22 protein-coding genes and 1 tRNA gene are annotated in these 26,758 nt (G+C 59.7%); 10 read left to right on the plus strand and 13 right to left on the minus strand.

Going from position 1 to position 26,758, the window contains the following annotated elements:
- Window positions 1-4,314, plus strand: a 4,314-nt coding sequence (locus tag AOA61_RS14030) for an S-layer family protein (protein ID WP_143521212.1), incomplete at its 5' end; no start/stop codon positions are given.
- A gap of 124 nt (window positions 4,315-4,438) precedes the next feature.
- Window positions 4,439-4,777 carry a hypothetical protein gene (locus tag AOA61_RS14035; RefSeq protein ID WP_032890080.1) on the plus strand — a complete coding sequence of 113 codons (339 nt, stop codon included), beginning with the start codon at window positions 4,439-4,441 and terminating at the stop codon, window positions 4,775-4,777.
- A 40-nt stretch (window positions 4,778-4,817) separates the two neighbouring features.
- Here AOA61_RS14035 and lapD read toward each other — a convergent pair whose 3' ends face one another.
- Together lapD and lapG are read right to left on the minus strand one after the other, a co-directional pair.
- Entirely contained in the window at window positions 4,818-6,776 is a 1,959-nt protein-coding gene (gene lapD / locus AOA61_RS14040; protein ID WP_099601985.1) for a cyclic di-GMP receptor LapD, read from the minus strand.
- Window positions 6,777-6,787: 11 nt separating this feature from the next.
- Window positions 6,788-7,504 carry a cysteine protease LapG gene (gene lapG, locus AOA61_RS14045; protein ID WP_032890085.1) on the minus strand — a complete coding sequence of 239 codons (717 nt, stop codon included), beginning with the start codon at window positions 7,502-7,504 and terminating at the stop codon, window positions 6,788-6,790.
- Between the two features lie 267 nt (window positions 7,505-7,771).
- On the opposite strand from lapG, the gene bcsQ reads away from it, so the two are divergent.
- Entirely contained in the window at window positions 7,772-8,731 is a 960-nt protein-coding gene (gene bcsQ, locus AOA61_RS14050; protein WP_032890087.1) for a cellulose biosynthesis protein BcsQ, read from the plus strand.
- A 241-nt stretch (window positions 8,732-8,972) separates the two neighbouring features.
- Here bcsQ and AOA61_RS14055 read toward each other — a convergent pair whose 3' ends face one another.
- The 5 genes from AOA61_RS14055 to AOA61_RS14075 form a co-directional block, all read right to left on the minus strand.
- Window positions 8,973-10,160, minus strand: a complete 1,188-nt coding sequence (locus AOA61_RS14055) for a methyltransferase (protein ID WP_099601986.1) — start codon at window positions 10,158-10,160, stop codon at window positions 8,973-8,975.
- Window positions 10,141-10,830 (minus strand): ABC transporter permease, encoded by a 690-nt coding sequence (locus AOA61_RS14060; RefSeq protein ID WP_032890091.1) that lies wholly within the window; start codon window positions 10,828-10,830, stop codon window positions 10,141-10,143. The genes AOA61_RS14055 and AOA61_RS14060 overlap by 20 nt, the downstream gene beginning before the upstream one ends.
- Window positions 10,830-11,522, minus strand: a complete 693-nt coding sequence (locus tag AOA61_RS14065) for an ABC transporter permease (RefSeq protein WP_032890094.1) — start codon at window positions 11,520-11,522, stop codon at window positions 10,830-10,832. The genes AOA61_RS14060 and AOA61_RS14065 overlap by 1 nt, the downstream gene beginning before the upstream one ends.
- A gap of 74 nt (window positions 11,523-11,596) precedes the next feature.
- Window positions 11,597-12,349 carry an ABC transporter substrate-binding protein gene (locus AOA61_RS14070; RefSeq protein ID WP_095186162.1) on the minus strand — a complete coding sequence of 251 codons (753 nt, stop codon included), beginning with the start codon at window positions 12,347-12,349 and terminating at the stop codon, window positions 11,597-11,599.
- 13 nt (window positions 12,350-12,362) lie between these two features.
- A complete protein-coding gene (locus tag AOA61_RS14075; protein ID WP_065925764.1) occupies window positions 12,363-13,136 on the minus strand; it encodes an ABC transporter ATP-binding protein in 774 nt (257 codons plus the stop codon).
- Between the two features lie 554 nt (window positions 13,137-13,690).
- On the opposite strand from AOA61_RS14075, the gene gabP reads away from it, so the two are divergent.
- Entirely contained in the window at window positions 13,691-15,082 is a 1,392-nt protein-coding gene (gene gabP, locus AOA61_RS14080) for a GABA permease (protein WP_099601987.1), read from the plus strand.
- Window positions 15,083-15,195: 113 nt separating this feature from the next.
- Here the strand turns inward: gabP and AOA61_RS14085 are convergent, their stop codons facing one another.
- Window positions 15,196-15,609, minus strand: a complete 414-nt coding sequence (locus AOA61_RS14085; RefSeq protein WP_099601988.1) for a hypothetical protein — start codon at window positions 15,607-15,609, stop codon at window positions 15,196-15,198.
- Between the two features lie 203 nt (window positions 15,610-15,812).
- Between AOA61_RS14085 and AOA61_RS14090 the strand changes: the two genes are divergently transcribed.
- Entirely contained in the window at window positions 15,813-16,778 is a 966-nt protein-coding gene (locus tag AOA61_RS14090; protein WP_099601989.1) for an arsenic resistance protein, read from the plus strand.
- An 87-nt stretch (window positions 16,779-16,865) separates the two neighbouring features.
- Window positions 16,866-18,470: a glycosyltransferase family 39 protein gene (locus tag AOA61_RS14095; protein ID WP_099601990.1), complete on the plus strand. Its 1,605-nt coding sequence runs from the start codon at window positions 16,866-16,868 to the stop codon at window positions 18,468-18,470.
- A gap of 65 nt (window positions 18,471-18,535) precedes the next feature.
- Here the strand turns inward: AOA61_RS14095 and AOA61_RS14100 are convergent, their stop codons facing one another.
- The 5 genes from AOA61_RS14100 to AOA61_RS14120 form a co-directional block, all read right to left on the minus strand.
- Entirely contained in the window at window positions 18,536-18,856 is a 321-nt protein-coding gene (locus AOA61_RS14100; RefSeq protein ID WP_095186158.1) for a hypothetical protein, read from the minus strand.
- 417 nt (window positions 18,857-19,273) lie between these two features.
- Window positions 19,274-19,349: transfer RNA gene (locus AOA61_RS14105), tRNA-Phe, on the minus strand.
- A 103-nt stretch (window positions 19,350-19,452) separates the two neighbouring features.
- Entirely contained in the window at window positions 19,453-19,725 is a 273-nt protein-coding gene (locus AOA61_RS14110) for an oxidative damage protection protein (RefSeq protein WP_095186157.1), read from the minus strand.
- Complete coding sequence (gene mutY, locus AOA61_RS14115; RefSeq protein ID WP_099601991.1) at window positions 19,722-20,789, minus strand: A/G-specific adenine glycosylase; 1,068 nt, start codon at window positions 20,787-20,789, stop codon at window positions 19,722-19,724. Before mutY ends, AOA61_RS14110 begins: the two co-directional genes overlap by 4 nt.
- Complete coding sequence (locus tag AOA61_RS14120; protein WP_099601992.1) at window positions 20,786-23,005, minus strand: AsmA family protein; 2,220 nt, start codon at window positions 23,003-23,005, stop codon at window positions 20,786-20,788. Before AOA61_RS14120 ends, mutY begins: the two co-directional genes overlap by 4 nt.
- 325 nt (window positions 23,006-23,330) lie before the next feature.
- On the opposite strand from AOA61_RS14120, the gene AOA61_RS14125 reads away from it, so the two are divergent.
- From AOA61_RS14125 to AOA61_RS14140, 4 genes are all read left to right on the plus strand, one after another.
- Window positions 23,331-24,992 (plus strand): OFA family MFS transporter, encoded by a 1,662-nt coding sequence (locus tag AOA61_RS14125; RefSeq protein ID WP_032890119.1) that lies wholly within the window; start codon window positions 23,331-23,333, stop codon window positions 24,990-24,992.
- Between the two features lie 269 nt (window positions 24,993-25,261).
- A complete protein-coding gene (hisB, locus tag AOA61_RS14130; RefSeq protein WP_028615365.1) occupies window positions 25,262-25,858 on the plus strand; it encodes an imidazoleglycerol-phosphate dehydratase HisB in 597 nt (198 codons plus the stop codon).
- Window positions 25,858-26,496, plus strand: coding sequence for an imidazole glycerol phosphate synthase subunit HisH (hisH, locus tag AOA61_RS14135; RefSeq protein WP_032890121.1), 639 nt, complete (start codon window positions 25,858-25,860; stop codon window positions 26,494-26,496). The genes hisB and hisH overlap by 1 nt, the downstream gene beginning before the upstream one ends.
- Window positions 26,497-26,754, plus strand: coding sequence for a DUF2164 domain-containing protein (locus AOA61_RS14140; RefSeq protein WP_032890124.1), 258 nt, complete (start codon window positions 26,497-26,499; stop codon window positions 26,752-26,754). It abuts the gene before it with no gap.
- Window positions 26,755-26,758 lie beyond the last annotated feature (4 nt).

Genomic DNA, 26,758 nt, shown 5'->3' on the forward strand with positions numbered 1-26,758 from the left:
AGCTTCGTAGCCACTGATGAAGAAACCCCGACGGCCAGCCTGAAAGTTGATTTCACCACCGGCACCAATACTCAGGGTTACTACACCCTGTCTGGTACCAACGTTGTGCTGACGCAGAAGGGTGCGGACTTCGTCAACGCCGGTAATCAACTGCCGAAAATTGACCTGACCGTCACCGACGCCGACAACGCCACTTCGCATAGCGATGCTCAGCCGGTCGTTACTTTGGTCAACGACATCCCGGTTATCACCGTGGCTGCGACCACCATCGTGGAGAACAGCGCCAAAGTCGGCACCGTCGCCGGTAGCTTCGTAGCAACTGACGAAGAAACCCCGACGGCCAGCCTGAAAGTTGATTTCACCACCGGCACCAATACTCAGGGTTACTACACCCTGTCTGGCACTAACGTGGTGCTGACGCAGAAGGGCGCGGACTTCGTCAACGCCGGTAATCAACTGCCGAAAATTGACCTGACCGTCACCGACGCCGACAACGCCACTTCGCACAGCGATGCTCAGCCGGTTGTTACTTTGGTCAACGACATCCCGGTTATCACCGTGGCTGCTACCACCATTGTCGAGAACACCGCCAAAGTTGGCACCGTGGCCGGTACTTTCTCGGCAAGCGACGAAGAAACACCGGTCGCCCAACTGAAGATCACCTTCACCACCGGCACCAATTCGGATGGCTACTACAGCCTGTCCGGCACCAACGTTGTGCTGACGCAGAAGGGCGCGGACTACGTCAACTCCGGTCATCAGTTGCCGAAGATTGACCTGACCGTCACTGACGCTGACGGCGCCAACTCACACAGCACTGGTCAGCCGACCGTGACGTTGGTCGACGACACTCCGATCGCCAGCAACGGCTACATCCAGGGCGACGAAGACACCCCGATCGAATTGACCTGGGCGACCTTCGGCGTTAGCGATGAGGACTCCACAAACCCGAAAGTGGTGTTCACCAGCCTGCCTGCCGGTTCCATCGAGTACTACTCCAACGGCGCGTGGGTCAAACTCAGCGCGACTGATCTGAAAACCGATACCTCTGCCGGTAAGTCGTTCAGCCAGGCGGACTTCGACGGCCACAACGTGCGTTACACCCCAGCAGCCAACGAATCGGGTGACAACACCTTCGCGGCCACAGGTGTGGGCAACAAGCAGACCGATTACACCCAGCTGAAATTCCAGGCTACCGACGGCAATTCCTACAGCGACACCAAGGTCATCACCGTGGATATCCACCCGGTGGCGGATGTGCCGGTTGTGACGGTTGGCGCGTTCGGCGCTGTTCCTACAGGCTTGGTCATTCAAACCTGGACTGGCGGCACTCTGCGCACTGATCTGGGGACCAACGGTAACGGTGTGGTCAATTCCAGCGATCTGATCCGTGTGATCGACGCCAAGACCGCTGCCAGCGCCGTCACCACCGGCGTGACCAGCAGCGTCAGCAACAGCAATGTGGCAGACGGTACCGCGACCAAAGTCTCCGGTCTGATTTACCTGGAAGCCGGCAAGAGCTACACCTTCACTGGTACGGCCGACGACAGCCTGGCAATCACCGTGGGCGGCAAGTTGGTTGCCACCGAGACGTGGAGCAAGGGCAGCGCGATTACCGGGTCGAGCTACACCCCGACCGAGTCGGGCTACTACACCCTGGATATCTACCACTACAACCAGGCAGGCGCGGGCAACTACGACGTCAATGTGTCGATCAACAACGGCGTGTCGATGTCCCTGGGCAACAGCGGCCTGCAGACCTACACCAGCGTGGACGCGTTGAAAGCCGCCGGTGCGGTACTCGGCGATAGCCATATCGTCAACGGCGAAGGTTATTACACTGGCTACGTCTACAACCGTGGTCTGGAAGACACCGCGATCAAGGTCAGCCCGATCACTACCACGTTTGTCGACAACGACGGCTCGGAGTCGCACAAGGTGGAAATCAGCGGCTTGCCAGCCGGCACCGTGATTACCGACGGCAACACTGGGCACAGCATCACGTCGAACGGCAGCGGCACGCTCTACGATGTCAGCACCTGGAACCTGAAAACCCTGACCGTTACGCCGCTCAAGGATTCGACCGCCAGCTTCGACCTCACCGTGAAAGCCACGGCCACGGAGCTGAGCACTGGCGCTTCGGCGGTAACGACCGGCAAAGTGAGCATCGTGATCACTGCGGTCAACGATGCCCCAACCCTGGACCTGAGCACGGCTGACGGCGCTGTCGCCACCGGCTACAACACCGCTTACACCGAACGCAGCACCACGGGTGTGGCGATTACCGGCAGCGTGGCCATTGGCGACGTCGACAGCACGCAGATGCAAAGTGCGACCATCACCCTGAAAAACGCCAGTTCGGGCGATGTGCTGAGCTCCAGTCTGGTAGCGGTGGGTGGTACCTACAAAGGCATCACCGTGACCAGCGTCGGGACTGACGTCAGCGGCAAGATCGTGCTGACCCTGTCGGGCGTGGCGGATGCGGCGACCTACAAGACGCTGCTTGAGTCGTTCCAGTACTCCAGTACCAGCAAGTACCCGACGCTGGGCGACCGCATCATTGATGTCGCGGTGACTGACAATGAGGGTGGCAACAGCCTGAGTTCGTTGGCGGCAACGACCACCATCACGGTCAAGCCTCAGGTCTACACCCCTGTTACGGAAGGCGGCGCTGCGGTGGATACCATCGACCTGGGCTCCACCTCGACCCACAACATCGTGATTGGCGACAAAGGTGGCATCACCACCCCGGGCACCAACTACAACATCGCGTTCATCGTTGACACCTCGGGCAGTATCGGCTCGAGCGCGATGACTTCGATCAAGTCCCAGTTGTCGACCATCTTCGATACCCTGATCGCCAACGCCAAGTTGACCGGTTCGGGTGTGGTGAAAGTGTTGCTGGTGGACTTCGATACCAAGGTCGAATCGCAAGTGTCGGTCAACCTGGCTGACCAGGCGGCTGCCAAGGATGCGTTGCAGGCTGTGTTGAACAACATGAGCTCCAACTCGACTGACGTGACCAACTACCAGGACGCCTTCAACACTGCGACGGCCTGGTTCAAGAGCTCTGAAGCGACCAGCAACGCCAGTGCGAAGAACCTGACGTACTTCATTACCGACGGTGCGCCGAACGTCTACAACTACACGTACAACAACCCCACTCTTGGCGCGACCAGCCGCTACGGCGATACGGTTTACTTCGACAGCAAGGTCAATAGCAAAAACTACACCCTGGGCCAGTCCACTGAGGTCACCGCAACGATCTACGGCAAGACCCAGGTCATCGTTGACAGCGAAGGCAAGGTCTATTCGTACAACTCGTCCGGCACCAAGACCTTTGAAGGTTATGTCGTGTCCGACGGCCGCGGTGGTTTCGACGTGGCGGGGGCTGTCGGCAACAGCAGCTACTACTACGACTATCCGTTGGAAGCGGCCAAAGACGCTTACGCGGCGTTGATCACTGCGGTCAAGGGCGGGGTTGAGGTTCAGGCCATCGGCCTGGGCAGCAGCGTCGACAAGGACATGTTGCAGAAGTACTTCGATACCGACAAAACGGTCAGCACGATCGACACCGCGAAGCTGGCGGACACCATTACCGGCCACACCGCCGATACCGGTGCCGACAACGTTTCCGGCGGTTCGGGCAACGACATCATCTTCGGCGACCTGATCAGCTACAAAGGCCAGGAAGGCAGCGCGGCACTCAAGGCATTCGCTGCCGAGAAGCTGGCGACCACGGTCGATCAGATCGACGACCGCACCTTGCATCAGTACATCACTGAGCATGTGCAGGACGTCGGTGCTTTGGCCAACGCGTCGAACATCTACGGCACCAACGATGGCGGCGACACCCTGATCGGCAACGCCGGCGATGACATCCTGTTCGGCCAGGGCGGTAACGACACGCTCTCCGGCGGCGCAGGCAATGACATCCTGGTGGGCGGCAAGGGCAACGACATTCTCACCGGCGGCGCGGGTGCCGATACCTTTGTGTGGCTCAAAGGCGACACCAACACCAACGGTGGCTTTGATCGCATCACTGACTTCAAACACGGTGAAGGCGACAAGCTGGACCTGTCCGACCTGCTGCAAGGCAATAACGACACCAACTTGTCGAGCTACCTGAGGTTGACCACGGATGCGTCGGGCAACTCGACGCTGAGCGTGAGCAGCACCGGGTCGTTCACCGGCACCAGTGGCGGCACGGCTGATGTCACGATCAAAGTGGATGGCGCCAGTTGGGGCTCGGGTTCCGCCGCGATCAATAGCCTGATCGCCGGTGGCGACTTGACCGTCAAGCACCACGACTGATCACCATGGGGGCGGCAATCTTTAGGGATTGGCGCCCCCATGGCATCCGCTTCGGCGAAATGTGTGTAATCTCTGTGGGAGCCGTGTGCGGCGCCTGCAGGGATTTTTTATTGGGAGAGGGCTGATGTTCTACGTGCTACGCGATCAATACAACGCTTTGGTGCGTGTCGAGGCGCAGGCCTTCGCTGAAGCCACTGAGACGCTACCGGCGGACCATCACGAGATCCAGGCGTGGTTTGCCGACGATGAGATCGAGACCAGCCTCAAGCAGCTCAAGAGCAGTGACCTTGAGATGATCCGCGTACTGGACGACTTGATTCAGGTGCTGATCACCAAGAACGTAATGAGCATCACCGACTTGCCGCCGGCGGCGCAGACCAAGTTCCTGGAACGCACCCAGGCCCGGGCGGCGCTGGGCGGTTTGAGCGAGCTGATCAATGATGATGAAACTGGCCTGATTTGACGCGCACCTCCTTCACGGCTTAACCGTCAAGGAGGCGTGATTATTCTGTGCTCCACTTCCAGGGCGCCGGTTCACCGACCAGTTGGCCTTGCACCCCTTCAATCCCCATCTCGCGGATCACCCGCAACTCACCCTCGGTTTCCACGCGCTCGGCAATCAGCGGCAGATCAATGCTGTGGGCCGCTCGCTGGATGGCCTCGATAAAGAAGCGCTTGTGGCTTTCCTGGTCAATGTCGCGGATGTAACTGCCGTCGATCTTGAGGTAGGCCAGGCCCAGATGTGCGAGGTTACCGATCATGCTGAAGCGCCCGCCGAAGCGTTGCAGGCCAAGGCTGTAGCCCAGACCGCGCATGCGCCGGATCAGGCGTTCCAGTTGTGCCTGTTCGGGGACTTGCTCCTCGCCGATTTCCAGGGTCAGGCGCTCGCCCAGCAACGGGTGTTGCGACAGGCGCTCGAACATGTGCTCCAGGGCTTGCGGGTCGTTCAGGGTAGCCGCCGACAGGTTCAGCGCGACCGATTGGTTGTGCTGGCCCAAGTGTTTGATCACCAGATCGAGCATTACCTGGTCGAGCCGCGCGGTCCAACCGAAGCGCTCCAGCCACGGTAGGAAATGCCCGGCGGCGATGGTCTGGTCCTGATTGTCGAGCAAGCGCGACAGCACTTTGTAATGCAGGACCTGGCGGGTATCGCTGCTGCTCACCACCGGCTGGAAGAACAGGCGGAAGCGACCCTGGCTCAGCGCATTGTCGAGCAAGGTGTGCCAGCTGTGCGGGTCGTCACTGACGGTGTCGAGGGTTTGATGTGACAGGCAGACCCAGCTTTGCAGGCTGTTGGCTTCGGCCTGGGTGAGCGCTTGGTCAGCCAGCATCAGCAGGTCTGCCGAAGCGTCGCCGGGGTTGTAAGGGGCCAGGCCGATGTGGGCCACGGTGGGCATGTCGGTGGCGCCGGTTTCGTGCAGGCTTTGCAAGGTGGTTTCCAGTTCCTGGGCCAACTGCACTGCTTCGTCGCGCACCAAGCCTGGCGCGAGCACGGCGAACTCGCCACCCCGGCTGCGGGTGATCAGGTTATTGGTTTCCGGGTATTTGGCACAGGTACGCACCAGTTGTTGGCTGACGGCTTGCAGCAACTGGTCGGTGCGTTGCCCGCCCAGACGCTGATTGAGGCCGCCCAGGTCGTTGACCCGCAACATCAGCAGGTAGCCTGAACTGGACTCCTCCATGTTGCTGACCCTCGATTGCAACTGCATCTCGAAATAACGACGGTTGGCCAGGCCGGTCAGGCTGTCCTGGTAGGACTCCACCCGCAGCTTCTCGCTGCGTTCGGTCTGCTCGTGGAACAGCGCCTTGAGTTTCTCCACCATCTGGTTCATGGCCTGCACCACGCGGCGTAATTCCGGGGTGCGGGGCAGGTCGGGCAAGCTGAGGAACTCACGACGCGCGATGGCGTGGGACTGCTCGACCATATAGTCCAACGGTTTCAGCTGGCGACGCAGCAACAGCGCGCCCAGCACTGCACTCGCGGCGCCGCAGATCAACAGCCAACCCAGGCTGCCGAGCGCGCTTTGCCAGAGTTTGGCCAGGGCAAACATCGGGTGACTGACCACCTCAACCCGCGCCGCCTGCTGCCAGCCACGGCTGACAATGGCATCGCCGCCAGCCGGCGCGAGGCCGATCATCTTCACGAACCAAGCCGGAACGCTGCTGGCATCCGGCTCGGCGGCCCGCTCCACCAGGATCTGGTTATTGCTCAGGTCCACCACACGGATGCTTGCGTAGTAGCCACTGTCAAAGATCGAGCTGACCATCAGTTCGGTCATCGCCGGGTCATCGATGTTCGGCGTCAACGACAGGGCCAGCGCCGTGGCCGCGTCCTGCGCGTGGGAGCGCAGTTGGTTGACGTACTGGGTACGCGAACTCTCAAGGCTGACGAAGAAGCTACCGCTGAACGCGACCACCAGGAACACGCAGATAGCGATCAGCAATTGTTTGAACAGTGACATCGTAGCTCCTGTTAATTATCCGAACTGGCCGGAAACCCTTCAGCGGTCATTTTTTTCAAGACATCCTGCCAACGTGACAGGCGCTTGGTGTCACCGACTTTTTTGTTGCCCGCCGCGCCGGTCAACCACAGCCCTTCACCGTTGAACGCGTACACCGGCAGCAAATCCGCGCGCTGGCTGGCGGGCAAAATGGCGTCCATCAGGCTGTCCAGTACCAAGGGCATGGCTTCGGGGCTGGCATAGTACGTCAGCACCATGTGCGCGCGATTCTGGCGTAACGCTTTAACGTAGGTAATGCGCAGTTTTTCGGCGGGGACGCCCAAGTGACGCAGGCTGAAGTACTTGGCGATGGCGTAGTCTTCGCAGTCGCCTGCGCCTTTCCACAGGGACTGAATAGGGGTCGCCCAATAATCAATCTCGTGCCACAGGTCGATGTCTTCCTCGTAGCGCAACTGGCGGTTGAAGAACAGATTCACCACTTTGAGCTGCTCGGCCTCACCCACTTGCTTCTGCGTTGACAGCAATTGCTGCCATGCATCAATGCGCTGACGCCCGGGGCCCAGTGGCCCGTAAAGCGACTCGGCGCGGCGGCTGATTTGGCTGAAATCCCAGTCGGCGAGCAAATCGCCCAGCAGGCCGCCACCCAGCAACAGCGTGATGGCGAGGCCGTACAGAATCCGAGGGAATTTAAAGCGTATCGCCACTGCGATTACCCAAGCTTGCAGCATTGAAGGTGCGGCAATGGTGCGGTGATAGCGGGTAAAAAACAATGGCACGATGAAATCACTGCCAGTGAATTGTAGTAAAAGTCCGTCAGTAAATTGGCTGTTTTCCGCTCGTCTGAAAGGGTGGTGGTAATTTCATCAAAATAATGACACTTCTTTAACGCTGTCACAGAATGAAGTCATGAGAACGCCTACAAAAAGACCTGCGGCGAAGCCATACCTTGCCGACCTTTTCACGTCTTTATATGGCGCCGTGAAGGAGCTCCGGCCATGAGCCGCACTGATGATCTATTTGCCCTGTTCGGCAAGAGCGTTTCCCGTGATCCCAAGGGAAGAAACGCTCGCCTGCATTTTTTCGGCAGCGTTCCCTTCGACGATGGCACTCGGGTGAACCATAAAGATGGCTCGCGCATGAGTACTCATGCGTCCCACGCCAATGAACATCATCACAATGAGCCACTGACCACGCTACGCCCGACGGTAGTGGCGCTGGTGTCCATCAATGGTGGTGTTGGCCGCAGTACGCTGGCCACGGCACTGAGCAGCGGTTTGCAGCGCCTGGGTGAGTCGGTCGTGGCATTGGACCTGGATCCCCAGAATGCTTTGCGCCAGCACTTTGGTGTTGATCATGAGCTACCCGGTGTGGGTCGCAGTAGTCTGCTCAACGCGCCATGGAGGACCATCCTGCAATCGGGTTTTGCCGGTTGCCAGGTCATTCCCTTTGGCGACACCGACACCCAGCAAAGGGAAAACCTGCAACGCTGGTTGACCCGCGAGCCGAAGTGGCTGACCCAGCGCCTGTCGGCATTGGGGCTGAGTGAACGGCACACAGTCATCGTCGATACCCCCGCAGGTGACAACGTTTATCTCCATCAAGCACTGAGCGTGGCTGACATCGTGCTGGTCGTCGCCCAACCGAATGCCGCTTGCCTCGGCACCCTGGACCAATTGGATGAATTGCTGGCGCCTCATCTTGAGCGTGAGCGTCCACCGCGTTGCCACTTGGTGATCAACCAACTGGACGAAAACTCGACGTTCAACCTGGAAATGCTCGACGCCTTCAAGTTGCGCCGAGGTGAGTACCCGCTGGAAGTCGTGCACCGTGATCCGGCGATCAGCGAAGGCTTGGCCTTTTCTACGGACCCTTTGGACAACACGGCGACGAGCCTGGCCGGTGACGATATCACCGACCTTTGCCGGTTATTGATCGCTCGCAGAAAACGCGTTTAAAGCGCGGTTTATACGCTTACCTCCAGATGCTTATGCACAATCGGTTGGATGCAGTTGTGATGAAACAGCCATTTTGTGGAGCGGTTCTCAACACAGTGCAACTGCCTGTTTTACGTGCGTTTTATTGTGTGAACAAAAAATGAACAGCGTGGCTTTTGTTCTGCAGCGTAGAGCGCTACAGGGTCTGTAACGAATTCATCAACAGAGTTATCCACAGGTTGGGGTGCGACAATTTCGCCCTTTAATCGCGCTCGGCGAGCACCATCAAGTTGCGCGGCGTTAACGTCGGGTCGCAAAAGCTGCCGACCTCAACCCTGTAGCCACGTTCGCTGAGAAACAGTGCCCGATCCAGCACCAGCCATAACTCCAGCGGGCGCCGAAACAGACCACGCACCAACTCCAGGTTCCTGACCTCGGCCAAGCGCTGCCAACCATGGGCCTCCAACGCCGCCCAGTCTTGTTCGCCTGTGGATAACCCTTTGAGGCGTGCCAGTTCGCGGCAGTAGTCAGCGAAGGGTTTGTCCAGCCAGTGGGTGGGCAGGGACGGGGTAGGCAGGTACTCGTCGCAGCCGCGTAACAGGCGTTGCAATTGATCGAAGCCGAGGCGCCGGGCCATGGAGGTGTCCCGTTGCAGGCGCACGCGTTTGCCGGCGGTGACGGTTTCGCTGAGGGGCAGGCCGAGGTCGTCGAGCGACAACAGCAAGGTGGAAGCGCGGCCCGCGTCGGACAGCGGCTGGTAGGTATTCCCCTGGATGCGGTTATAGCAGCACGGCGCCAGTGCCAGTTGCTTGCAGCCGGCGGCGCTGGCCACTTGCAGCAGGCGTACATGCAGGTCGCCGCAGGCATGCAGGGCCACGGGGGTGTGTTCGGCGCTTATGGCTACATCCGCCATCACGTCTTGCAGACGATGGGTGACGGGCAGGCCGTGGTGCTCGCTCAAGGCTTGGCCCGAAGCGATCAAGGCCGGGTCGTATTCCAGGCAGGTCAGCTGCTGGCCTGTGTGCAGCAGGCGGCGGCCAAGGTGGCCTTTGCCGGCGCACCAGTCCAACCAATGCCGGGGTGTTTGCGCAAACTGCAGCGCCGCGCCGAAGGCTTCGATCTGTTGCCATTTGCGGCCGGGCACATCGACCTTCAGGCGGTGCGCGGCGGGTTGCAAGGGCTGCGTTGGTAACTTATCCACAGTGCTGAGTTGCAGCGCCTGCGATGCTAACTGTGGAAAAGGTGCGGGGGCGAGCAGGCCATGGGGCTGGTTGTGATTGGCTTCGGCATCGGCCAACGAGCGTTGGCGCAGCCACTGGGCCAGTTCGGGGTATTCGTTTTCCCAAGGCAACTGGCGCTGAGTAAAGGGCCGTGGTCGCCACAGCCCTTGATGCTCGATCAGAAACGCATCCAGCGCCCGGAAGCGCGCTTCAACGTCCCTGGCAGGCATCGACGCGCAGCCAGCGTTCCAGCAGTTTGAAGCCGCGTACCAGTAGGAAGGAGATCAATAGGTAGAACACACCGGCGGTGAAGAACATTTCCACCGTCAGGTAGTTGCGCGCAATGATCGTGCGGGCCATGCCGGTCAGTTCCAGCAGGGTCACGGTGCTCGCCAGTGAACTGGCCTTGAGCATCAGGATCACTTCGTTGCTATAGGCCGGCAAACCGATGCGCGCCGCGCGGGGCAGGATGATATAGAACAGCGTTTTGGGCTTGGACATGCCCAGCGCTCGGGCTGCTTCAATTTCCCCAGGTGGAATGGCCTGGATGGCGCCGCGCAGGATCTCGGCGATATAGGCTGCGGTGTGCAGTGTCATGGTGGCGGTGGCACACCAGAACGGGTCGCGCAGGTACTTCCACATAAAGCTTGAGCGGATGCTGTCGAATTGGGCCAGGCCGTAATAGACCAGAAACAACTGCACCAGCAGCGGCGTGCCACGAAAGAAAAAGATGTAGGCGTAGGGCAGTGAGCGCACATACCAGCGCTTGGATGAGCGCGCGATACCCAGCGGGATGGCCAGGATCAACCCGAGGATCACGGCAATGCTCACCAGTTCCAGGGTCAGGATGGCGCCCTGGATAAACTTCGGCAGCCACTTGATGATGACTTCCCATTCCATTACGTCGTCCTCACGAAGCCGCGGGCGGCGCGTTTTTCCAGGAAGTGCATAGCCACCATCGACAGTGAAGTCAGGCCCAGGTAAATGAACGCGGCGACCAGGTAGAAGGTGAAAGGCTGTTTGGTGACGGTTACGGCGATCTGCGCGTGGCGCATGATTTCTTCGAGACCGATGACCGTGACCAGCGCGGTGTCCTTCATCAGGATCAGGAACAGATTGCCCAGCCCCGGCAGGGCGATGCGCCACATCTGCGGCATGATCAAGCGGGTAAAGATCCGGAACTTCGACAAACCCAGTGCCACACCTGCTTCGCGGTGGCCCTTGGGGATGGAGATGATTGCGCCGCGCAGTACTTCGGTGGCGTAGGCACCGAAACACAGCCCCAGCGCAATGACGCCGGCGGCGAAGGCGCTGAGGGACAGGTCGGGAATGTCGAGCAACTCACCCAGTGAGCGCATGGCGTTGATCGTGCCGAAGTAAATCAGCAACACCCACAGCAGTTCCGGCACGCCGCGAACGATTGTCGAGTAGGTACCGCCCAGCCATTGCAGCGGCTTGTACGGTGAAGTCTTGGCCAAGGCACCGGCGAGGCCGAGTACCAGCCCCAGGCATAACGCCGTGAGCGCCAGTTTGACGGTCATCAGCGCGCCGGCGGCGAGCGCGGGGCCGAATCCGTAGAGATCGAAATTCATGGTGTTTTCATATCGCGGCAGGCATTGCTGGAAGCCGACGCGCTCAAGTGAGCGCGTCGGGCAGACCGTTCAGGTCATTCGATGCTGAACGGGAAGTACTTGTCGTTGATCTTCTTGTAGGTGCCGTCTGCCTTGATCTCTGCCAGGGCTTTGTTCAGGCGCTCGCGCAGTGGGTCGCCCTTGCGCACGGCGATACCGATCTTGTCGCTTTCTACAACCGGGTCGCCCTTGAACTCGTAGGCGGAGCCGTCTTTGCTCTTGAGCCATTCGTACTGCACGTACTTGTCGGCGAGGATGCCGTCGAGGCGGCCGGACGTCAGGTCGAGGTAGGCGTTTTCCTGGGTGTCGTACAGCTTGGCTTCGGTGTCCGGCAGCTTGTCTTCCAGATAGGTACCGGCCAGGGTTGCACGCTGTGCACCGATGACTTTGCCCTTCAGGTACTCGGCGTCAGTTTTGAAGTCCGCAGTGGCTTTAGGTGCGATGAACTGCAGCTTGTTGGAGTAGTACGGGTCAGTGAAGTCGACGGCTTGCTTGCGTTCATCGGTGATGGACAGTGAGGACACCAGGAAGTCGAACTTCTTGGCGTTCAGGGCCGGGATAATGCCGTCCCAGTCGGACACATACACTTCGCACTTTTCGACTTTCATCTTGGCGCACAGGGCATCGCCGATGTCTTTGTCGAAGCCGACGACGTTGCCGCTGGCGTCTTTATTGTTGAAAGGTGGGTAAGCCGCTTCGATCCCCATCTTCAAGGTTTCTGCCATGGCCGTGGCGCTGAACGCCATCGAGACGGCCGCGGCCAGAAGGAATTTTTTATAGTTCTGCATGCATGTTGCTCCGTTAGCGGTTGCTGGACATGAATTGTTTGCAGCGCGCCGAAAGCGGGTTTTCAAACACCTGCTGTGGCGATCCTTGCTCTTCGATCAGGCCTTGGTGGAGGAACACCACTTCACTGGACACTTGGCGGGCGAAGCCCATTTCATGGGTGACCAGCAGCATGGTGCGGCCCTCTTCGGCCAGCGCGCGGATCACATTAAGTACTTCCTGAACCATTTCCGGGTCAAGGGCAGAAGTGGGTTCGTCGAACAGGATGACTTTGGGCTGCATCGCCAGGGTACGCGCGATGGCTGCCCGTTGTTGCTGGCCGCCGGACAATTGCGCGGGGTAGGCGTGGCGCTTGTCGGCGATGCCGACCTTGTCCAGCAGGGCCTCGGCCACTTCTATTGCCTCGGCCTTGCTCTGGCCGAGCACACGGCGGGGGGCCTCGATGATGTTGTCGAGGATGCTCATGTGTGGCCACAGGTTAAAGTTTTGAAATACAAAACCGATTTCGCTGCGCAAGCGGTTGATCTGCTTGCCGTCGGCGGCCATCAGTTCGCCGTTTTTCGCGGCCTTCAGCTTGAGTTCTTCGCCGGCCACCAGGATCTGGCCCTGGTGTGGGTTTTCCAGCAGGTTGATGCAGCGTAGGAACGTGGACTTGCCGGAACCGGAGGAACCCAGGATCGAGATCACATCGCCGTCGCGAGCGGTCAGCGAGATACCTTTGAGTACCTCCAGCTCACCATAGCGTTTGTGCAAGTTGCGGATTTCAAGCGCGGGCGTGGCCTCGGCCATGTGCGGTCCTCATTGTGTTCATTGCATTCCTGCTGTTGGGCCGCCTTCCTGGCGAGGCGCCAAGCTAGCATAGCGTCTTGATGGCAGCCAACAGCGTGGCCGGCGGTAAATGGGGCGTGTGCGGCAGGGTGTCGCATCGGCACAGCAGCGTGTCGCGCCCTCAACAACCGAACAACCGTTTGAACCCGATAAACCGCAGGCTTTGCGTAAAAAAGGGCGCGATGGTGCCAGCTTTGGCCGGGTGTTGGAAGGGTTAAACGGGCAAACGGTACCCATCGGCCCCTTTATGGCGCGTCACGTACTTTTTGTGTGTGTTTTTGGTGCGCTTGTTCGTCTTGAATGTGAGTCGCACGGTAACGCTATAGCGGAATGCCATTGTTCTCAATGACTTGCGACGACTGTCGAATCGTCCTACAGCCCGCGTCAATTGCGACTTCGTAACATTTTGGCGCAAATCTTGCGTAAAAAATAAAGAACGCCCTGTTGGTTTCTTTTCACGAAGAAGACACCAGGCCGGGTGGACCGTTTTCGCAATTCCTCGCAAAGGTGTGTCAATGAGTAGTACGCAAAGCTCCAATGACCTCGAACAGGGGCTCAAACCGCGTCACGTCACCATGCTGTCGATTGCCGGCGTTATTGGTGCCGGTTTGTTTGTTGGCTCCGGCCACGCGATTGCTGCCGCCGGCCCGGCCGTACTGCTGGCGTATGCCGCTGCGGGTACGCTGGTGGTATTGGTGATGCGCATGCTGGCCGAAATGGCCGTTGCCTCGCCGGACACCGGTTCGTTTTCCACCTACGCCGACCGTGCGATTGGTCACTGGGCCGGTTTCACCATTGGCTGGCTGTACTGGTGGTTCTGGGTGTTGGTGATTCCGTTGGAAGCCAACGCTGCTGCGACCATCCTCCACGCTTGGTTCCCTGATGTGGCCATCTGGGCCTTTACGCTGATCATCACGTTGCTGCTGACCGCGACCAATCTGTTCAGCGTGAAGAACTACGGTGAGTTCGAGTTTTGGTTTGCGCTGATCAAAGTCGTAGCGATCGTGGGTTTTGTGATCCTCGGCTTGGCGGCGATTTTCGGCTTCCTGCCGACCAGCCAGGTCAGCGGCGTTTCGCACCTGTTCGACACCCAAGGCTTTATGCCCAACGGCATGGGCGCAGTACTGGCGGCCATCCTGACCACCATGTTCTCGTTCATGGGTACCGAGATCGTCACCATCGCCGCGGCGGAATCGAAGAACCCAGGCCAGCAAATCACCAAGGCCACCAACTCGGTGATCTGGCGGATTGGTTTGTTCTACCTGTTGTCGATTTTCATCGTCGTGTCCCTGGTGCCGTGGAACGATCCGACACTGGCGGCGGTAGGTTCCTACCAGACCGTGCTGGAACGCATGGGCATCCCGAATGCCAAGCTGATCGTCGATCTGGTGGTGCTGGTTGCCGTGACGAGCTGCCTGAACTCGGCGCTGTACACCGCGTCGCGCATGCTGTTCTCCCTGGGCCGTCGCGGTGACGCTCCGGCAGTGGCCAAGCGCACTAATAAGAGCGGCACGCCTTACTGGGCTGTGTTGCTGTCTACTGGTGCTGCGTTCCTGGCGGTCTTTGCCAACTATGTGGCGCCGGCAGCGGTGTTCGAATTCCTGCTGGCCAGCTCCGGCGCCATCGCGTTGCTGGTGTACCTCGTCATCGCTGTGTCGCAACTGCGCATGCGTCAGAAGCGTACGGCGGCGGGCGAGAAAATCGTCTTCAAGATGTGGCTGTTCCCTGGCCTGACCTATGCGGTGATGGTGTTTATCGTGGGGACGCTGACGATCATGCTGTTCCAGGAAGCGCACCGGGTCGAGATTATCGCGACCGGCGTTCTAAGCTTGCTGGTAGTGGCGGCGGGGGTGTTTGTGTCGAGCCGTCGCAAGGCGCAGAGAGCAGGCGCTGCGGTGCTTAACTGACCGCAGTCCCAATGTGAGAGGGGGCTTGCCCCCGATAGCGGTGCGTCAGTCGACATCTAATTGACTGAAAACACGCTGTCGGGGGCAAGCCCCCTCTTACATTTTGTTTTGCGTCAGTCCTGGGAAGTCACCAGCGCCTGGGATGCGGCGACGTAATCCGCCTGGAACTGCGGCGACTCGACCCACGCCAGTGCGGCGGCTTCATCGTCGCTGTCCGTGGCCCACTGCCGATATTCGATCAGCGCTGCCAGGATGAAGTCGGTGGCTTCTTCTTCACCTTCCTGTTCCAGCACCAGCGCCAGCAGCGGGTGGGCCAGGAATGCCGCGCACAACGCCTGTTGGCTGGTCTCGCCAGCGACGCGCATCTCTTCAAACAGCTCAGTCAAATCGACCGACTCTAGGTCAATGCGACTGTCATCGCCTGCAAACGCATCCGGCTTGGTCGCTACGGCGCGCTGAGTGCGGTTTTGCTTAGTCTTGGTCTTTGCCCGCTGGGCACGTTTTTGCTGCTTGTTCGGCGAAGCCATGGGCTCGACATCCTAAGGTTCTGGATCTGGGTGGGGTATTGAAGCGCAGGTTGGAGGAAATCCCAAGGGCATCCTCAGAATTGGCGGCGTTGGCGCGTCGTTACGCTCATGGCTTCTGCGGTTGTTGTGAACGGGTAGTACGGGTCGACCCTGTGCGAGTAGGCGCATAAGCTGGTGCCTTCGCAATTTTCTCGAGCGCCTTCATGTCCCGCGACACCCTCGAACACAACCAGATCCCCATCTACTTTGTCGCCATCCTGCTGGCTGCCGTCGTCGGCCTGTTCGCGCCCCACTCCGCCCACAACCTCAACGTATTGATCACCCCCGTCATCGCAGTGCTTATGTACGCGATGTTCCTGCAAATCCCCTTTCTGGACTTGCGCGAGGGCTTGAGCCACAAGCGCTTCCTGTCGGCGTTGTTGTTGGCCAATTTCATTCTGGTGCCGCTGCTGGTGTGGGTATTGACCCGTGGCCTGGTGGAGCGCCCGGCGTTGCTAGTGGGCGCGTTGTTGGTGTTGCTGACGCCGTGCATCGATTATGTGGTGGTGTTTACCCATATCGGCAAAGGCGATTCGCGGTTGATGCTGGCGGCGACGCCGGTGCTGTTGTTACTGCAGCTGGCGCTGTTGCCGGTGTACCTGGGGTTTATGCTGGGCGCGCAGTCCGAAGTAGTGGTTGCGGTGGGACCGTTTGTTCAAGCCTTTGTAGAGTTGATCGTGGTGCCGATGGTGCTGGCGGTGCTCACGACGTCCCTGGCGCGGCGCTACGCAATTGTCAATGCGTGGAATAACGCCTGGGCCTGGTTGCCGGTACCCGCCATGGCGCTGGTACTGTTCGTGGTGATCGGCTCGCAAGTCACCTCGGTGGTGCGCGATATCGGCCTGTTGGTGCCAGTGATTCCGGTCTATCTGGGCTTTGTGCTGCTGGCGCCACTGATGGGGATGCTGGCGGCGCGGCTGTTCGCGCTGCCGGCGGTCACGGCGCGGGCGGTGACGTTCAGCGCATCCACGCGCAATTCGCTGGTGGTATTGCCCCTGGCGCTGGCCCTGCCTGAAGACGTACGGGGGTTGGCCGCCACGGCGGTGATCCTGCAGACCTTGGTCGAGTTGGTGGCTGAGTTGATCTACGTGCGTCTGATCCCATGGGCGGTGTGGCCCGCAGGTCGGTAGCTGGGTGAATGTTCAGGTCTGTTCAGGCGATGTTCAGGGGCGTGCTCGGCACCATAAGTCAGCGCTTCCCACCTGACAGGCCTACCGATGGATCAACGCAACCGTTTTCGCCTGGAATCCCTGGGCATTTTCCTGTTTGCCTTGCTGCTCTTTACCCTGGGGATCTGGGATCAACAGCCCCAGGGATTTGACGGACGTTGGGCGCTGTTCCTGCAAGAAATGTTTCGCCATGGTGCGAGCCTTTTTCCCACGACCTACGGTCAGCCCTACGCGGACTACCCTGGCACCGCTACCTTCTTCAGTTTTGTGTTTGCCCGGTTATTCGGTGCGCCCAATCACCTGGCGAACGTACTGCCCACCGCACTGGCGTCTGCTGGGGTGATTGCGCTGCTCTATCGCCTGCTGGTTCCTGCGAGTCGGCAGTGGGCGCTGCTCTCCGTTTTGTTGACCCTGCTCACCACTCAACTGCTGGAAAAGTCTCGTTCGGTTTGCCTGGATCAGATGGTGGCTTTGCTCTGCGTTGGCAGTTTCTACCTGCTGCACAGTGGCGAGCGCCTGGGCTCGCGATTGAGGCAGTTGGCGGTGTTCCCGCTGTTCATCTTCGGCTTCGCCATACGTGGGCCATTGGGGTTGATTGAGGTCTGCGGCGTGGTGTGTGTGTATTGGGCGCTTGGTAATCCGGGGCAACGGGTCAGGCAGGTGCTGATTCACGGCCTGGTTGGTCTGGCGTTGTTGGCGGTCTGTTGGTGGCTGCTGATAAAGCTGGCGCGCATCAGTGGTGGTGATGGGTTCGCCGAAGAGGTGTTCAGGATGCAAGTGGGCGGGCGCCTGGATGAAAGTGGCGAGCCGTTCTATTTCTATCTTCAACTGAGTTTGTACCGTTACTTCCCTGTGGTGCCGTTGGCGCTGGCCACGCTGGTTGCGTTGCGTCATCGCTGGCGTGAACGGTTTGATGAGCCCGTGCAATTGGTTGCGCGGCTAGGCGCTTGCGGCCTGATGATTTTGATTGGGTTGTCGGTGCCGCACTTCAAGCGCGCCTATTACATTCTGCCCATGGTGCCGATGTTTGCGGCTGTCGCGGCCTATGGGCTCCTCCAGGCGCAAGGCTGGCTTGTGGGCGTGCGTCGATGCTATGAGGGGCTTGTCGCGGCGCTACCGGCGTTGTGTGTGGTTGTAGTATTTGTCTGTCGGCATGGGTGGCAAAAGCACGGTTACTGGCCAGACGTTTCGCTGCCGTTGTGGGTGGGCGTGCTGGTGGTGCTGCAAGTCGCTGCGTTGATCGCCTGGCGGCGCATCGCGCGGCTGGTGTCGCTCAGCTTGATTGCGTTGGTGGCGCAGTGGTTGCTGCTGGTGGTCGTGGTGGAGCCGGCCAAGGACTTACAGTTCGATACCCGGCAGTTTGTCAGCCAGGTTGAAGCGCTACGTGCCACGCGGCCGGGCCCGCTGGTGTTTATCGACCTCGGTCGGGATACCTGGGCGGTGCGTTACATGATGAACCTGGATCACGACGAGCAACCGGTGTTCATTGGTGGTCATGAGCTTGAACAATTAGCTCGTGTGCATCGGCCAGCCTGGGTGGTCGTGGCGCGCAAGGAGGTCGCACTGCTGGCGGGGACGTCGCTGGAGCATCAGCCTCCCGACTTTGAAGGACGGTTGAACGACAATCCGTTGCTGGTGTTCTTGTTGCAGTGAGTCAGCCGGTCAGCAAAAAGCCTGCATTCAGCAGGCTTTTTGTCGGATACGGTTTCCGCCTTCGATTACGCGGCTTCCAGCTGTGGGATCTGCATGCCGATCTTCGCCGACGCGAAGTTCATATCGCCACTGGCAATGGATTGAGCCTTGAAGCCTTGGCCGATCAGATCCTTGATGTAGAGCTTGTTGTAGATGAACGCAAAGACGATGTTGCTAAGGCCCATGGTCACCATCGCAATGACGAACTGGATCACGCCATATTTCACGTCGCCGCGAAACAGTGCCGGGAAGCAACCGAAAAAGAAGGTTGTCCACGAAAAACCGACTGGAGCTTCCTTCATCGCGCCCGTATTCGGGTTTTTGAAAATGATCGATGTGTATGCCATTTGTTTCTCCATGTGCCCGTATGAGTAAGCGATACGCTGGGCTGCGCATCGCCGGATGATGTGTCCTTGTGCCGCTGCGCTTGCGTGCGCTCCCTCACCGCTTGGGCGTGACCCTGGGCTGTGTTGAGGTGGGGGAGAGAGGCTGCAGCGTGTAGAGGGAGGCTCGTGGGGATACAGGATCCGCCGTCGTTGCCTACTCCGATACTAGGTGGCATTGGCTGACGGGTTACAGGAGGGATGCATCCGCATACTGTTAATCGCCTACCTTGGCACATTTTGAATCATATCATAGCGCTACTAGTGCGCGGCGTAACGAAGAGGCGGGTTAGGAGGTTAAATCCTGGGCAACAAAAAACCCGCACTTGGCGGGTTTTTTGTGTATTTCAGATGACGTTTGCACCACCTGAAACTAATTAGTGGTGCCCAGAGACGGAATCGAACCGCCGACACGGGGATTTTCAATCCCCTGCTCTACCGACTGAGCTATCTGGGCAACGGGGCGCATTAAACTGGTTTTTCAGGGGGTCGTCAAGCAAGTTTTCAAAAAATATTTAATTATTACCGTCGCTTACGTGCCGACCCCGGTTTTTGATCAATTATTGAGCAGGTGGTACGTAGCCGTCGGCCTTGGCGTAATCCTCGCCGGAAAAGAACTTGTCCATCTCGCCCGCAAGGTATTTACGATCTTCTGCGTTCATCATGTTCAGGCGTTTTTCGTTGATCAGCAGGGTCTGGTGTTTAAGCCAGTCGCCCCAGGCTTTGGCAGAGACGTGATCGTAGATGTCCTGGCCCTTGGCACCTGGGTACGGAGGGCGCTCCAGGGCTGGCAGTTCTTCTTTGTACTTGCGGCACATTACGGTGCGGGTCATGACGACACTCCTGCGTTCAATACTTCAGCCGCGCGCTTCAGCAGTTTCTTTACCGGGGCGGCAAGGCCCAGGCGCGGCGGGGTGGCGAGGTTATACCAGAGCCAGTCGGCCTCGGCCACGTGATGGGCGGATTCCTCGACCTGGACCAGCCAGGGTTCGATAGCCAGTTGAAAGTGGCTGAACGTGTGGATCAGCCCTGGCAGTTCCTGGTGCTTGCCCAGTTCGAGTGCGTGTTGTGTGGCCAAGTGTTCGAGGTCTTGCAGGTCGTCCAACTCGGGCAGGCTCCACAAACCGCCCCACAAACCTGTGGAAGGGCGGCGGTAAAGCAGGATCGCGCCCTCGGCGTTGGCCAACATCGGCATCAGCGTGCGCTTTTGCGGGACGGCCTTGCGCGGCTTGGGAATCGGGTAGTGTGTTTCAAGGCCGAGCATGTGGGCTTCGCAGCCCTTTTCCAGCGGACATAGCAGGCAGCTGGGTTTGCTGCGCGTGCACAGGGTGGCGCCCATGTCCATCATCGCCTGGGTGTAGGCGTTGACGCGATCATGGGGCGTGAAGCGCTCTGCAGTGGCCCACAACTGCTTGGCCACCTTCGGCTCGCCTGGGTAACCCTCTTGTGCAGTAAAGCGCGCCAGCACGCGCTTGACGTTGCCGTCGAGGATCGGTGCGCGCAGGCCCATGCTCAGGCTGGCGATTGCGCCGGCGGTGGACAGGCCGATGCCGGGCAGGTCAGTGAGCTTTTCGACATCCTTGGGAAATTCGCCGCCGTACTCGGCCACGATGATCTTCGCAGTCTTTTGCAGGTTGCGCGCCCGGGTGTAGTAGCCAAGGCCAGTCCACAGGTGCAGCACTTCATCTTCCGGTGCGGCGGCCAGAGCTTCGACCGTTGGCAAAGACGCCATAAAACGGTCGAAGTAATTGAGCACGGTGCTCACCTGAGTCTGTTGCAGCATGATCTCCGAGACCCATACCCGGTAAGGCGTGATGCCCTGTTGCCAGGGCAGGTCATGGCGACCGTGGCGGTCGTACCAGTCCAGCACCGCCTGTGAAAACTGCTCGTTTCTCATCGCTTGAACAGGCCCTTTAATGCATCTTTCAATTGCGGGTTTACCTTGTCGAGCTTCTCTTCCAGCTTCTCGCTGAGCTTGTTACCGGCCGCCTTGATCGCGACTTGGCTCAAGCCATCTTTATCCAGGCGGCACGCCTTGGCACCCAATTCCAGCGGGCCGCGGCAGCGCAGCGGTACTTCGATGTTGCGGAAGTTGGAGCCCACTTCGCAGGCCGGATCCGGCACTTCGCGCTGGTCGCCTTCGACGATGATGCCGACGCGGTAGTCCATGCCCAACACGCGCAGGTCGATGTCACCGTTGCCGTTGACGGCCAGGCCCGGAATGCGCACTTTCAGGTCAGGGTTATTGGCCACGCCATTACGGAAGGTCAGGTTGCCCTTCAGCTCTTGGAAAGGCGTGTCTTTGCCCCGCTGTTCGCCGCTCAGGGTCTTGCGATTGAGCATGGCGATGCCTGTACACAGCTGCTGTTCAAGGTTGGCATTGAGCAGCACACCGTTGTTGATCACAAAGCTGGCAGTGCCGTTGAGGCTGTCGATCAGCGCCTTTTGGCTATTGCCACGGCCGCTGAGGTTGCTGTCGAGGGTGACCTGGCCCTTCACGGGTGGGGTTTGCCCCTGGGCCTGCAGGATGCGTTCGACCGGCACTTGCTTGATCCGGCTTTGCAGTGCCAGCACTGGAATATCCTGGCGCACATCGAGTGTGCCGTTGGCTTGGAAGCTGCCGTTGTAGAGGCCGCCACTCAGGGTGTCGAGCTTGAGTTGGCCGTCGATGCCGGACGCTTTGAGCACGGCATTCTGGATCGGCAATTTGCTCAAGGTCAGTTGGCCGAAGGCGAGATCAGCATCGACATCCAGTTTGCGCAGGTGCGCCAGAGGCAGCAGCTTGTCGGTGCTCCAGGCGCCTTTGGTAGGCGCATCCGGTAGCGGTGTGGTGCCGCCGGCAGCCATGGCGCCGGCTTCGCTGTTCTGCACTTCGGCTTGGCGGGCGGCGGTTGCGCCTTTGGCAGATTCGGACTTCGCCGGCAGGTAGTTGTCGGCGTTGAAGCTGTCGCCCTTGAGTTGCACGCGAAGCGACTGTTTGGCGAAATCGTCCACGGCGACGCGGCCGGTGAAGGTGCTGCCGTCGAGCTTCAGGTTCAGGTCTTCCAGGGCCAGGCTGGTTGGCGTGCCCTTGAGGCGGCTGACCAGTTCGACTTTGCTCAGGCTGCCCTCGGCCATCGGTGGCAGTGGGCTGCCGACGCTGTCGAGGAACTTGGCCAAGTCGAACTGGGCGATGGACAAGGCGCCGCTGAGCTGTGGGGTCTTGTCCAGGTCATTGACCTTCAGCTCGCCCAAGGCGCGCAGTTGGTTGGCCGACAGTTTCAGGTTGGTCCATTCGGCAATGTTGGCCGCTTGGTCCACCAGCAACTGACCCTGGGTGGAGAAGGTCACGGTCTTGCCCTGCAGCGGCTCGCCAGTGGCTTCGCCGCTGATACGCATGTCTTCGAACTGGTAGCGCTTGAGGGCGCGCTGAATGCGCAGATTGCCGTTGAGCTCGGTCTTGACGCGCATTACCGGCTGGTTGCTGCCGAAGAAGGCGGTGAGCTTCACCGGAATGCTGGCGCCTTCGTGCACGGCACCGGCGCTCAACTGGATGCTCTCGGCGCTGAACTGTTTGCCGGTCTGCTCATCGTTGTATTCGATGCGGGCGTTGTTGACCGTCAGGCTGTCGATATCCAGGCGGATCGGCTGGGCCGGCTTCTCTGGCTTGGCTTCGGGTGACGGTTGCGCCGGGGGCGGCGTGGTGGGCGTATCGGTGGTGGCTACCGGTGCAGTCTTGCCGATGTCTTCCCAGTTGCCGTGACCCTGCTTGTCGCGGTTGAGGCGCAGGTTGAGGCCTTCGACACGCACGTCGCTCATCTGCACTTCGCGGCGCAGCAGCGGTAATACGCGTACTGACAGGCCGAGCATCTGAAGGTCGGCGAAGGGCTGGGTCGGGGTGGTCAGGGTCGCCACGCTGGCTTCGTGCAGTTCAAGGCCGAGCCAGGGGAACAGGCTCCAACCGATATCGCCATTGAGCGTCAGCTCGATGTGGGCCTTGTCGCGGGCAATCTGGCGAATCTCTTCTTTGTAGTCGTTGGGATCGAAAAGATGGGTCAGGGCGAAGCCCAGAGCCACAATGATCAGCAACAGCCCGAGAAGTACCAGACCCAGGATTTTGCCGAACGCTTTCATGGGCGAGTCCTTGTATGTCGATTTTAAAATTTAGCCGCAGAGTATAACGCCCGATGACCGGCGTCAGGTCACCGATCGTTACATTGTATCCGCGGGCCAGGTAGCGGGATTCTGGCGTCAAAAAAAGAGAATTTCCTGAAAAAAGTGATATCAGTTTGGTTTTTCCGTCATCCGCAGGTGCTAATCTCTGCGTGTTCGTCCGCCTTCTGCGACCTATCGTCGCGCCAAAATGGAGCTTCACTCATCAAAAACGGCCACGCTCTGCGTGCAAGGCCGAGGGAGAGAGCGCCTGACGGACGCATACTAATAACTGGGGGAAACACCAATGAGCACTAGCACTGCGGCCGGTTCTACCGCCGCACAGCCTGCGTTCCTGTCCAAGGAGCGCATCATCGCCAAGCCCGGGTTCAACCGCTGGCTGGTTCCACCGGCCGCCCTGGCCATCCATCTCTGCATCGGCATGGCCTATGGTTTTTCGGTGTTCTGGCTGCCGCTGTCCAAGGCGCTGGGTATCACCAAGCCCGTTGCCTGCGCGCCAGACATGAGCTTTATCGCCCAAGTCTTCTCGTCCCAATGCGACTGGCCCATCTCCATGCTGGGCTGGATCTACACCCTGTTCTTCATTTTCCTGGGCTGCTCGGCAGCGATCTGGGGCGGCTGGCTGGAACATGCCGGGCCGCGTAAGGCGGGTGTTGTATCGGCGTTGTGCTGGTGCGGCGGCCTGTTGATCTCGGCATTGGGTATTTACACCCACCAGATCTGGCTGATGTGGATCGGTTCCGGCGTCATTGGCGGCATCGGCCTGGGCCTGGGCTATATCTCGCCCGTGTCGACCTTGATCAAGTGGTTCCCGGACAAGCGTGGCATGGCCACCGGTATGGCGATCATGGGTTTCGGTGGGGGCGCGATGGTCGGTGCACCCCTGGCCGCAGCGCTGATGGGGCACTTCGCTTCGCCGACCAGCGTGGGCGTCTGGCAGAGCTTCCTGGTGATGGCCGCGATCTACTTCGTGTTCATGATCGGCGGTGCGCTGTCTTATCGCGTGCCACCGACCGGCTGGAAGCCTGAGGGCTGGACCGCGCCGGCGAAAAAAGCCAGCAATGCGATGATCACCCACCGTCACGTGCATGTGAGCGTGGCGTGGAAAACCCCGCAATTCCGTCTGGTATGGCTGGTGTTGTGCCTGAACGTATCGGCCGGTATCGGCATCCTCGGCATGGCTTCGCCGCTGCTGCAGGAAGTGTTCGGTGGCAAGCTACTGGGTGTTGATGTGCCGTTCGGTCAACTGGATGCCGGGCAACTGGCGTCGATCGCCGCGATCGCCGCGGGTTTCACCGGTCTGTTGAGCTTGTTCAACATCGGCGGCCGGTTCTTCTGGGCGTCGTTCTCCGACTACCTGGGCCGTAAAAATACCTACTTCGTGTTCTTCGCCCTGGGCTTTGCCCTCTACGCGCTGATCCCGAACCTGGGGCACCTGGGCAACGTGGCGCTGTTCGTGGCCGCGTTCTGCATCATCCTGTCGATGTACGGCGGTGGTTTTGCCACCGTTCCGGCTTACCTGGCCGACCTGTTCGGCACCCAGATGGTGGGCGCGATCCACGGTCGCCTGCTGACCGCTTGGGCTGCTGCGGGCGTATTGGGCCCGGTGTTGGTGAACTACCTGCGTGAGTATCAACTGAGCATCGGCGTTGAACGCGCTGCGGCCTATGACATCACCTTGTACATCCTCGCCGGCCTGCTGGTGTTGGGCTTTATCTGCAACATGCTGGTACGGCCGGTGGCCGACAAGTACTTCATGACCGACGCCGAACTGGCTGCCGAACAGGCGCTGGGCCATGACAAGGGCGCGGATGCCACCACTTCCCTGGAGTGGAAAGCAGCCCCCGGTACGGTGCCATTGGCCATTGCGGCCTGGCTGGTGGTGGGTATTCCGTTGGCGTGGGGTGTGTGGGTGACCCTGCAGAAGACGGCGGTACTGTTCCACTAACACCGCAAAACCATTGTGGGAGGGGGCTTGCTCCCGATAGCGTCAGATCAGTCAGCCACTAGGCGACTGAGCCACCGCCATCGGAAGCAAGCCCCCTTCCACATTGGCCGTGCAGAGTTTTCATAAGTGGATTCGCACTTGTATGCACATGTCTATCCCCGACACCCCCCGCTTCAACTCGTCAGTCTTATCCCCTTCGATGTTTCTGTTTAGCGCCCGCGCCCCTATAATGGCTGCCTTTTTCGCCCAATGATTTTGCGGAGCTGGTGATGGCCGAACGTAAGGCGTCCGTCGAGCGCGACACTCTGGAAACCCAGATCAAAGCCTCGATTAACCTGGATGGCACCGGAAAGGCCCGATTTGATATCGGTGTACCTTTTCTTGAGCACATGCTGGACCAGATCGCCCGTCACGGGCTGATCGACCTGGATATCGAAGGCAAGGGCGACCTGCACATCGACGACCACCACATGGTGGAAGACGTAGGCATCACCCTCGGCCAGGCATTTGCCAAGGCCATCGGCGACAAAAAAGGCATCCGTCGCTACGGTCACGCCTATGTCCCGCTGGACGAAGCGCTGTCGCGAGTGGTCATCGACTTCTCCGGCCGCCCAGGCTTGCAGATGCACGTGCCGTACACCCGTGCCAACGTGGGCCGCGGCTTCGACGTCGACCTGTTCCAGGAATTTTTCCAGGGTTTCGTCAACCACGCGCTCGTCAGCCTGCATATCGACAACTTGCGCGGCACCAACACCCACCACCAAATCGAAACCGTGTTCAAGGCTTTCGGCCGCGCGCTGCGCATGGCTGTAGAGTTGGATGACCGCATGGCCGGGCAAATGCCCTCGACCAAGGGCGTTCTGTAATGCAGACGGTCGCGGTTATCGATTACGGCATGGGTAACCTGCACTCGGTGGCCAAGGCCCTCGAACACGTAGGTGCCGGCAAGGTGCTGATCACCAGCGATGCCAACGTGATTCGCGAAGCTGACCGCGTGGTGTTCCCCGGTGTCGGCGCGATTCGCGATTGCATGGCCGAGATCCGCCGTCTGGGCTTTGATAGCCTGGTGCGCGAAGTCAGCCAGGATCGCCCGTTCCTCGGCATCTGCGTGGGCATGCAAGCCTTGCTCGACCGCAGTGAAGAGAACGACGGCGTCGACTGCATCGGCCTGTTCCCTGGCCAGGTGAAGTTCTTCGGCAAGGACCTGCACGAAGATGGCGCCCACCTGAAAGTGCCGCATATGGGCTGGAACGAAGTCAGTCAGACGGTGGATCACCCGCTCTGGCACGACATCCCGGACCTGGCGCGTTTCTATTTCGTGCACAGCTACTACATCGCCGCCGGTAAGCCGGGCCAGGTGGTGGGTGGCGGGCACTACGGCGTCGACTTCGCCGCAGCGTTGGCCGAAGGTTCGCGTTTTGCTGTGCAGTTCCACCCGGAGAAGAGCCATACCCATGGCCTGCAATTGCTGCAGAACTTCGCCGCGTGGGACGGGCGCTGGTAAATGGCCAGGAAGCCGAAGCTGCCGATCTTGAACCTCACGCCTGAGCAGGAGAGTGAGGCTACCCTCAAGATCAAACGCTTCATGGAAGATCGCTTCGAGCTCAAGCTGGGCTCGTTCGAGGTCGCCGAGATTCTTGAGCTGTTCACCACCGAAGTGGCTCCGCACTATTACAACAGGGCGATTTTCGATTCGCAGACGCTCCTTAAAGAAAGGTTCGAAAGCATCGAAAGCGACCTGTGGTCGCTTGAGAAACCCTGATTTC

It is taken from the genome of Pseudomonas sp. 2995-1 (assembly GCF_002742505.1).
GTDB classification, from domain to species: domain Bacteria; phylum Pseudomonadota; class Gammaproteobacteria; order Pseudomonadales; family Pseudomonadaceae; genus Aquipseudomonas; species Aquipseudomonas sivasensis.

What these genes read in the sequence shown, in the direction of transcription:
- AOA61_RS14035 (WP_032890080.1), top strand. Translation starts at nt 4,439, where the DNA reads ATGTTCTACGTGCTACGCGATCAATACAACGCTTTGGTGCGTGTCGAG.
- lapD (WP_099601985.1), bottom strand. Translation starts at nt 6,776, where the DNA reads ATGTCACTGTTCAAACAATTGCTGATCGCTATCTGCGTGTTCCTGGTG.
- lapG (WP_032890085.1), bottom strand. Translation starts at nt 7,504, where the DNA reads ATGCTGCAAGCTTGGGTAATCGCAGTGGCGATACGCTTTAAATTCCCT.
- bcsQ (WP_032890087.1), top strand. Translation starts at nt 7,772, where the DNA reads ATGAGCCGCACTGATGATCTATTTGCCCTGTTCGGCAAGAGCGTTTCC.
- AOA61_RS14055 (WP_099601986.1), bottom strand. Translation starts at nt 10,160, where the DNA reads ATGCCTGCCAGGGACGTTGAAGCGCGCTTCCGGGCGCTGGATGCGTTT.
- AOA61_RS14060 (WP_032890091.1), bottom strand. Translation starts at nt 10,830, where the DNA reads ATGGAATGGGAAGTCATCATCAAGTGGCTGCCGAAGTTTATCCAGGGC.
- AOA61_RS14065 (WP_032890094.1), bottom strand. Translation starts at nt 11,522, where the DNA reads ATGAATTTCGATCTCTACGGATTCGGCCCCGCGCTCGCCGCCGGCGCG.
- AOA61_RS14070 (WP_095186162.1), bottom strand. Translation starts at nt 12,349, where the DNA reads ATGCAGAACTATAAAAAATTCCTTCTGGCCGCGGCCGTCTCGATGGCG.
- AOA61_RS14075 (WP_065925764.1), bottom strand. Translation starts at nt 13,136, where the DNA reads ATGGCCGAGGCCACGCCCGCGCTTGAAATCCGCAACTTGCACAAACGC.
- gabP (WP_099601987.1), top strand. Translation starts at nt 13,691, where the DNA reads ATGAGTAGTACGCAAAGCTCCAATGACCTCGAACAGGGGCTCAAACCG.
- AOA61_RS14085 (WP_099601988.1), bottom strand. Translation starts at nt 15,609, where the DNA reads ATGGCTTCGCCGAACAAGCAGCAAAAACGTGCCCAGCGGGCAAAGACC.
- AOA61_RS14090 (WP_099601989.1), top strand. Translation starts at nt 15,813, where the DNA reads ATGTCCCGCGACACCCTCGAACACAACCAGATCCCCATCTACTTTGTC.
- AOA61_RS14095 (WP_099601990.1), top strand. Translation starts at nt 16,866, where the DNA reads ATGGATCAACGCAACCGTTTTCGCCTGGAATCCCTGGGCATTTTCCTG.
- AOA61_RS14100 (WP_095186158.1), bottom strand. Translation starts at nt 18,856, where the DNA reads ATGGCATACACATCGATCATTTTCAAAAACCCGAATACGGGCGCGATG.
- AOA61_RS14110 (WP_095186157.1), bottom strand. Translation starts at nt 19,725, where the DNA reads ATGACCCGCACCGTAATGTGCCGCAAGTACAAAGAAGAACTGCCAGCC.
- mutY (WP_099601991.1), bottom strand. Translation starts at nt 20,789, where the DNA reads ATGAGAAACGAGCAGTTTTCACAGGCGGTGCTGGACTGGTACGACCGC.
- AOA61_RS14120 (WP_099601992.1), bottom strand. Translation starts at nt 23,005, where the DNA reads ATGAAAGCGTTCGGCAAAATCCTGGGTCTGGTACTTCTCGGGCTGTTG.
- AOA61_RS14125 (WP_032890119.1), top strand. Translation starts at nt 23,331, where the DNA reads ATGAGCACTAGCACTGCGGCCGGTTCTACCGCCGCACAGCCTGCGTTC.
- hisB (WP_028615365.1), top strand. Translation starts at nt 25,262, where the DNA reads ATGGCCGAACGTAAGGCGTCCGTCGAGCGCGACACTCTGGAAACCCAG.
- hisH (WP_032890121.1), top strand. Translation starts at nt 25,858, where the DNA reads ATGCAGACGGTCGCGGTTATCGATTACGGCATGGGTAACCTGCACTCG.
- AOA61_RS14140 (WP_032890124.1), top strand. Translation starts at nt 26,497, where the DNA reads ATGGCCAGGAAGCCGAAGCTGCCGATCTTGAACCTCACGCCTGAGCAG.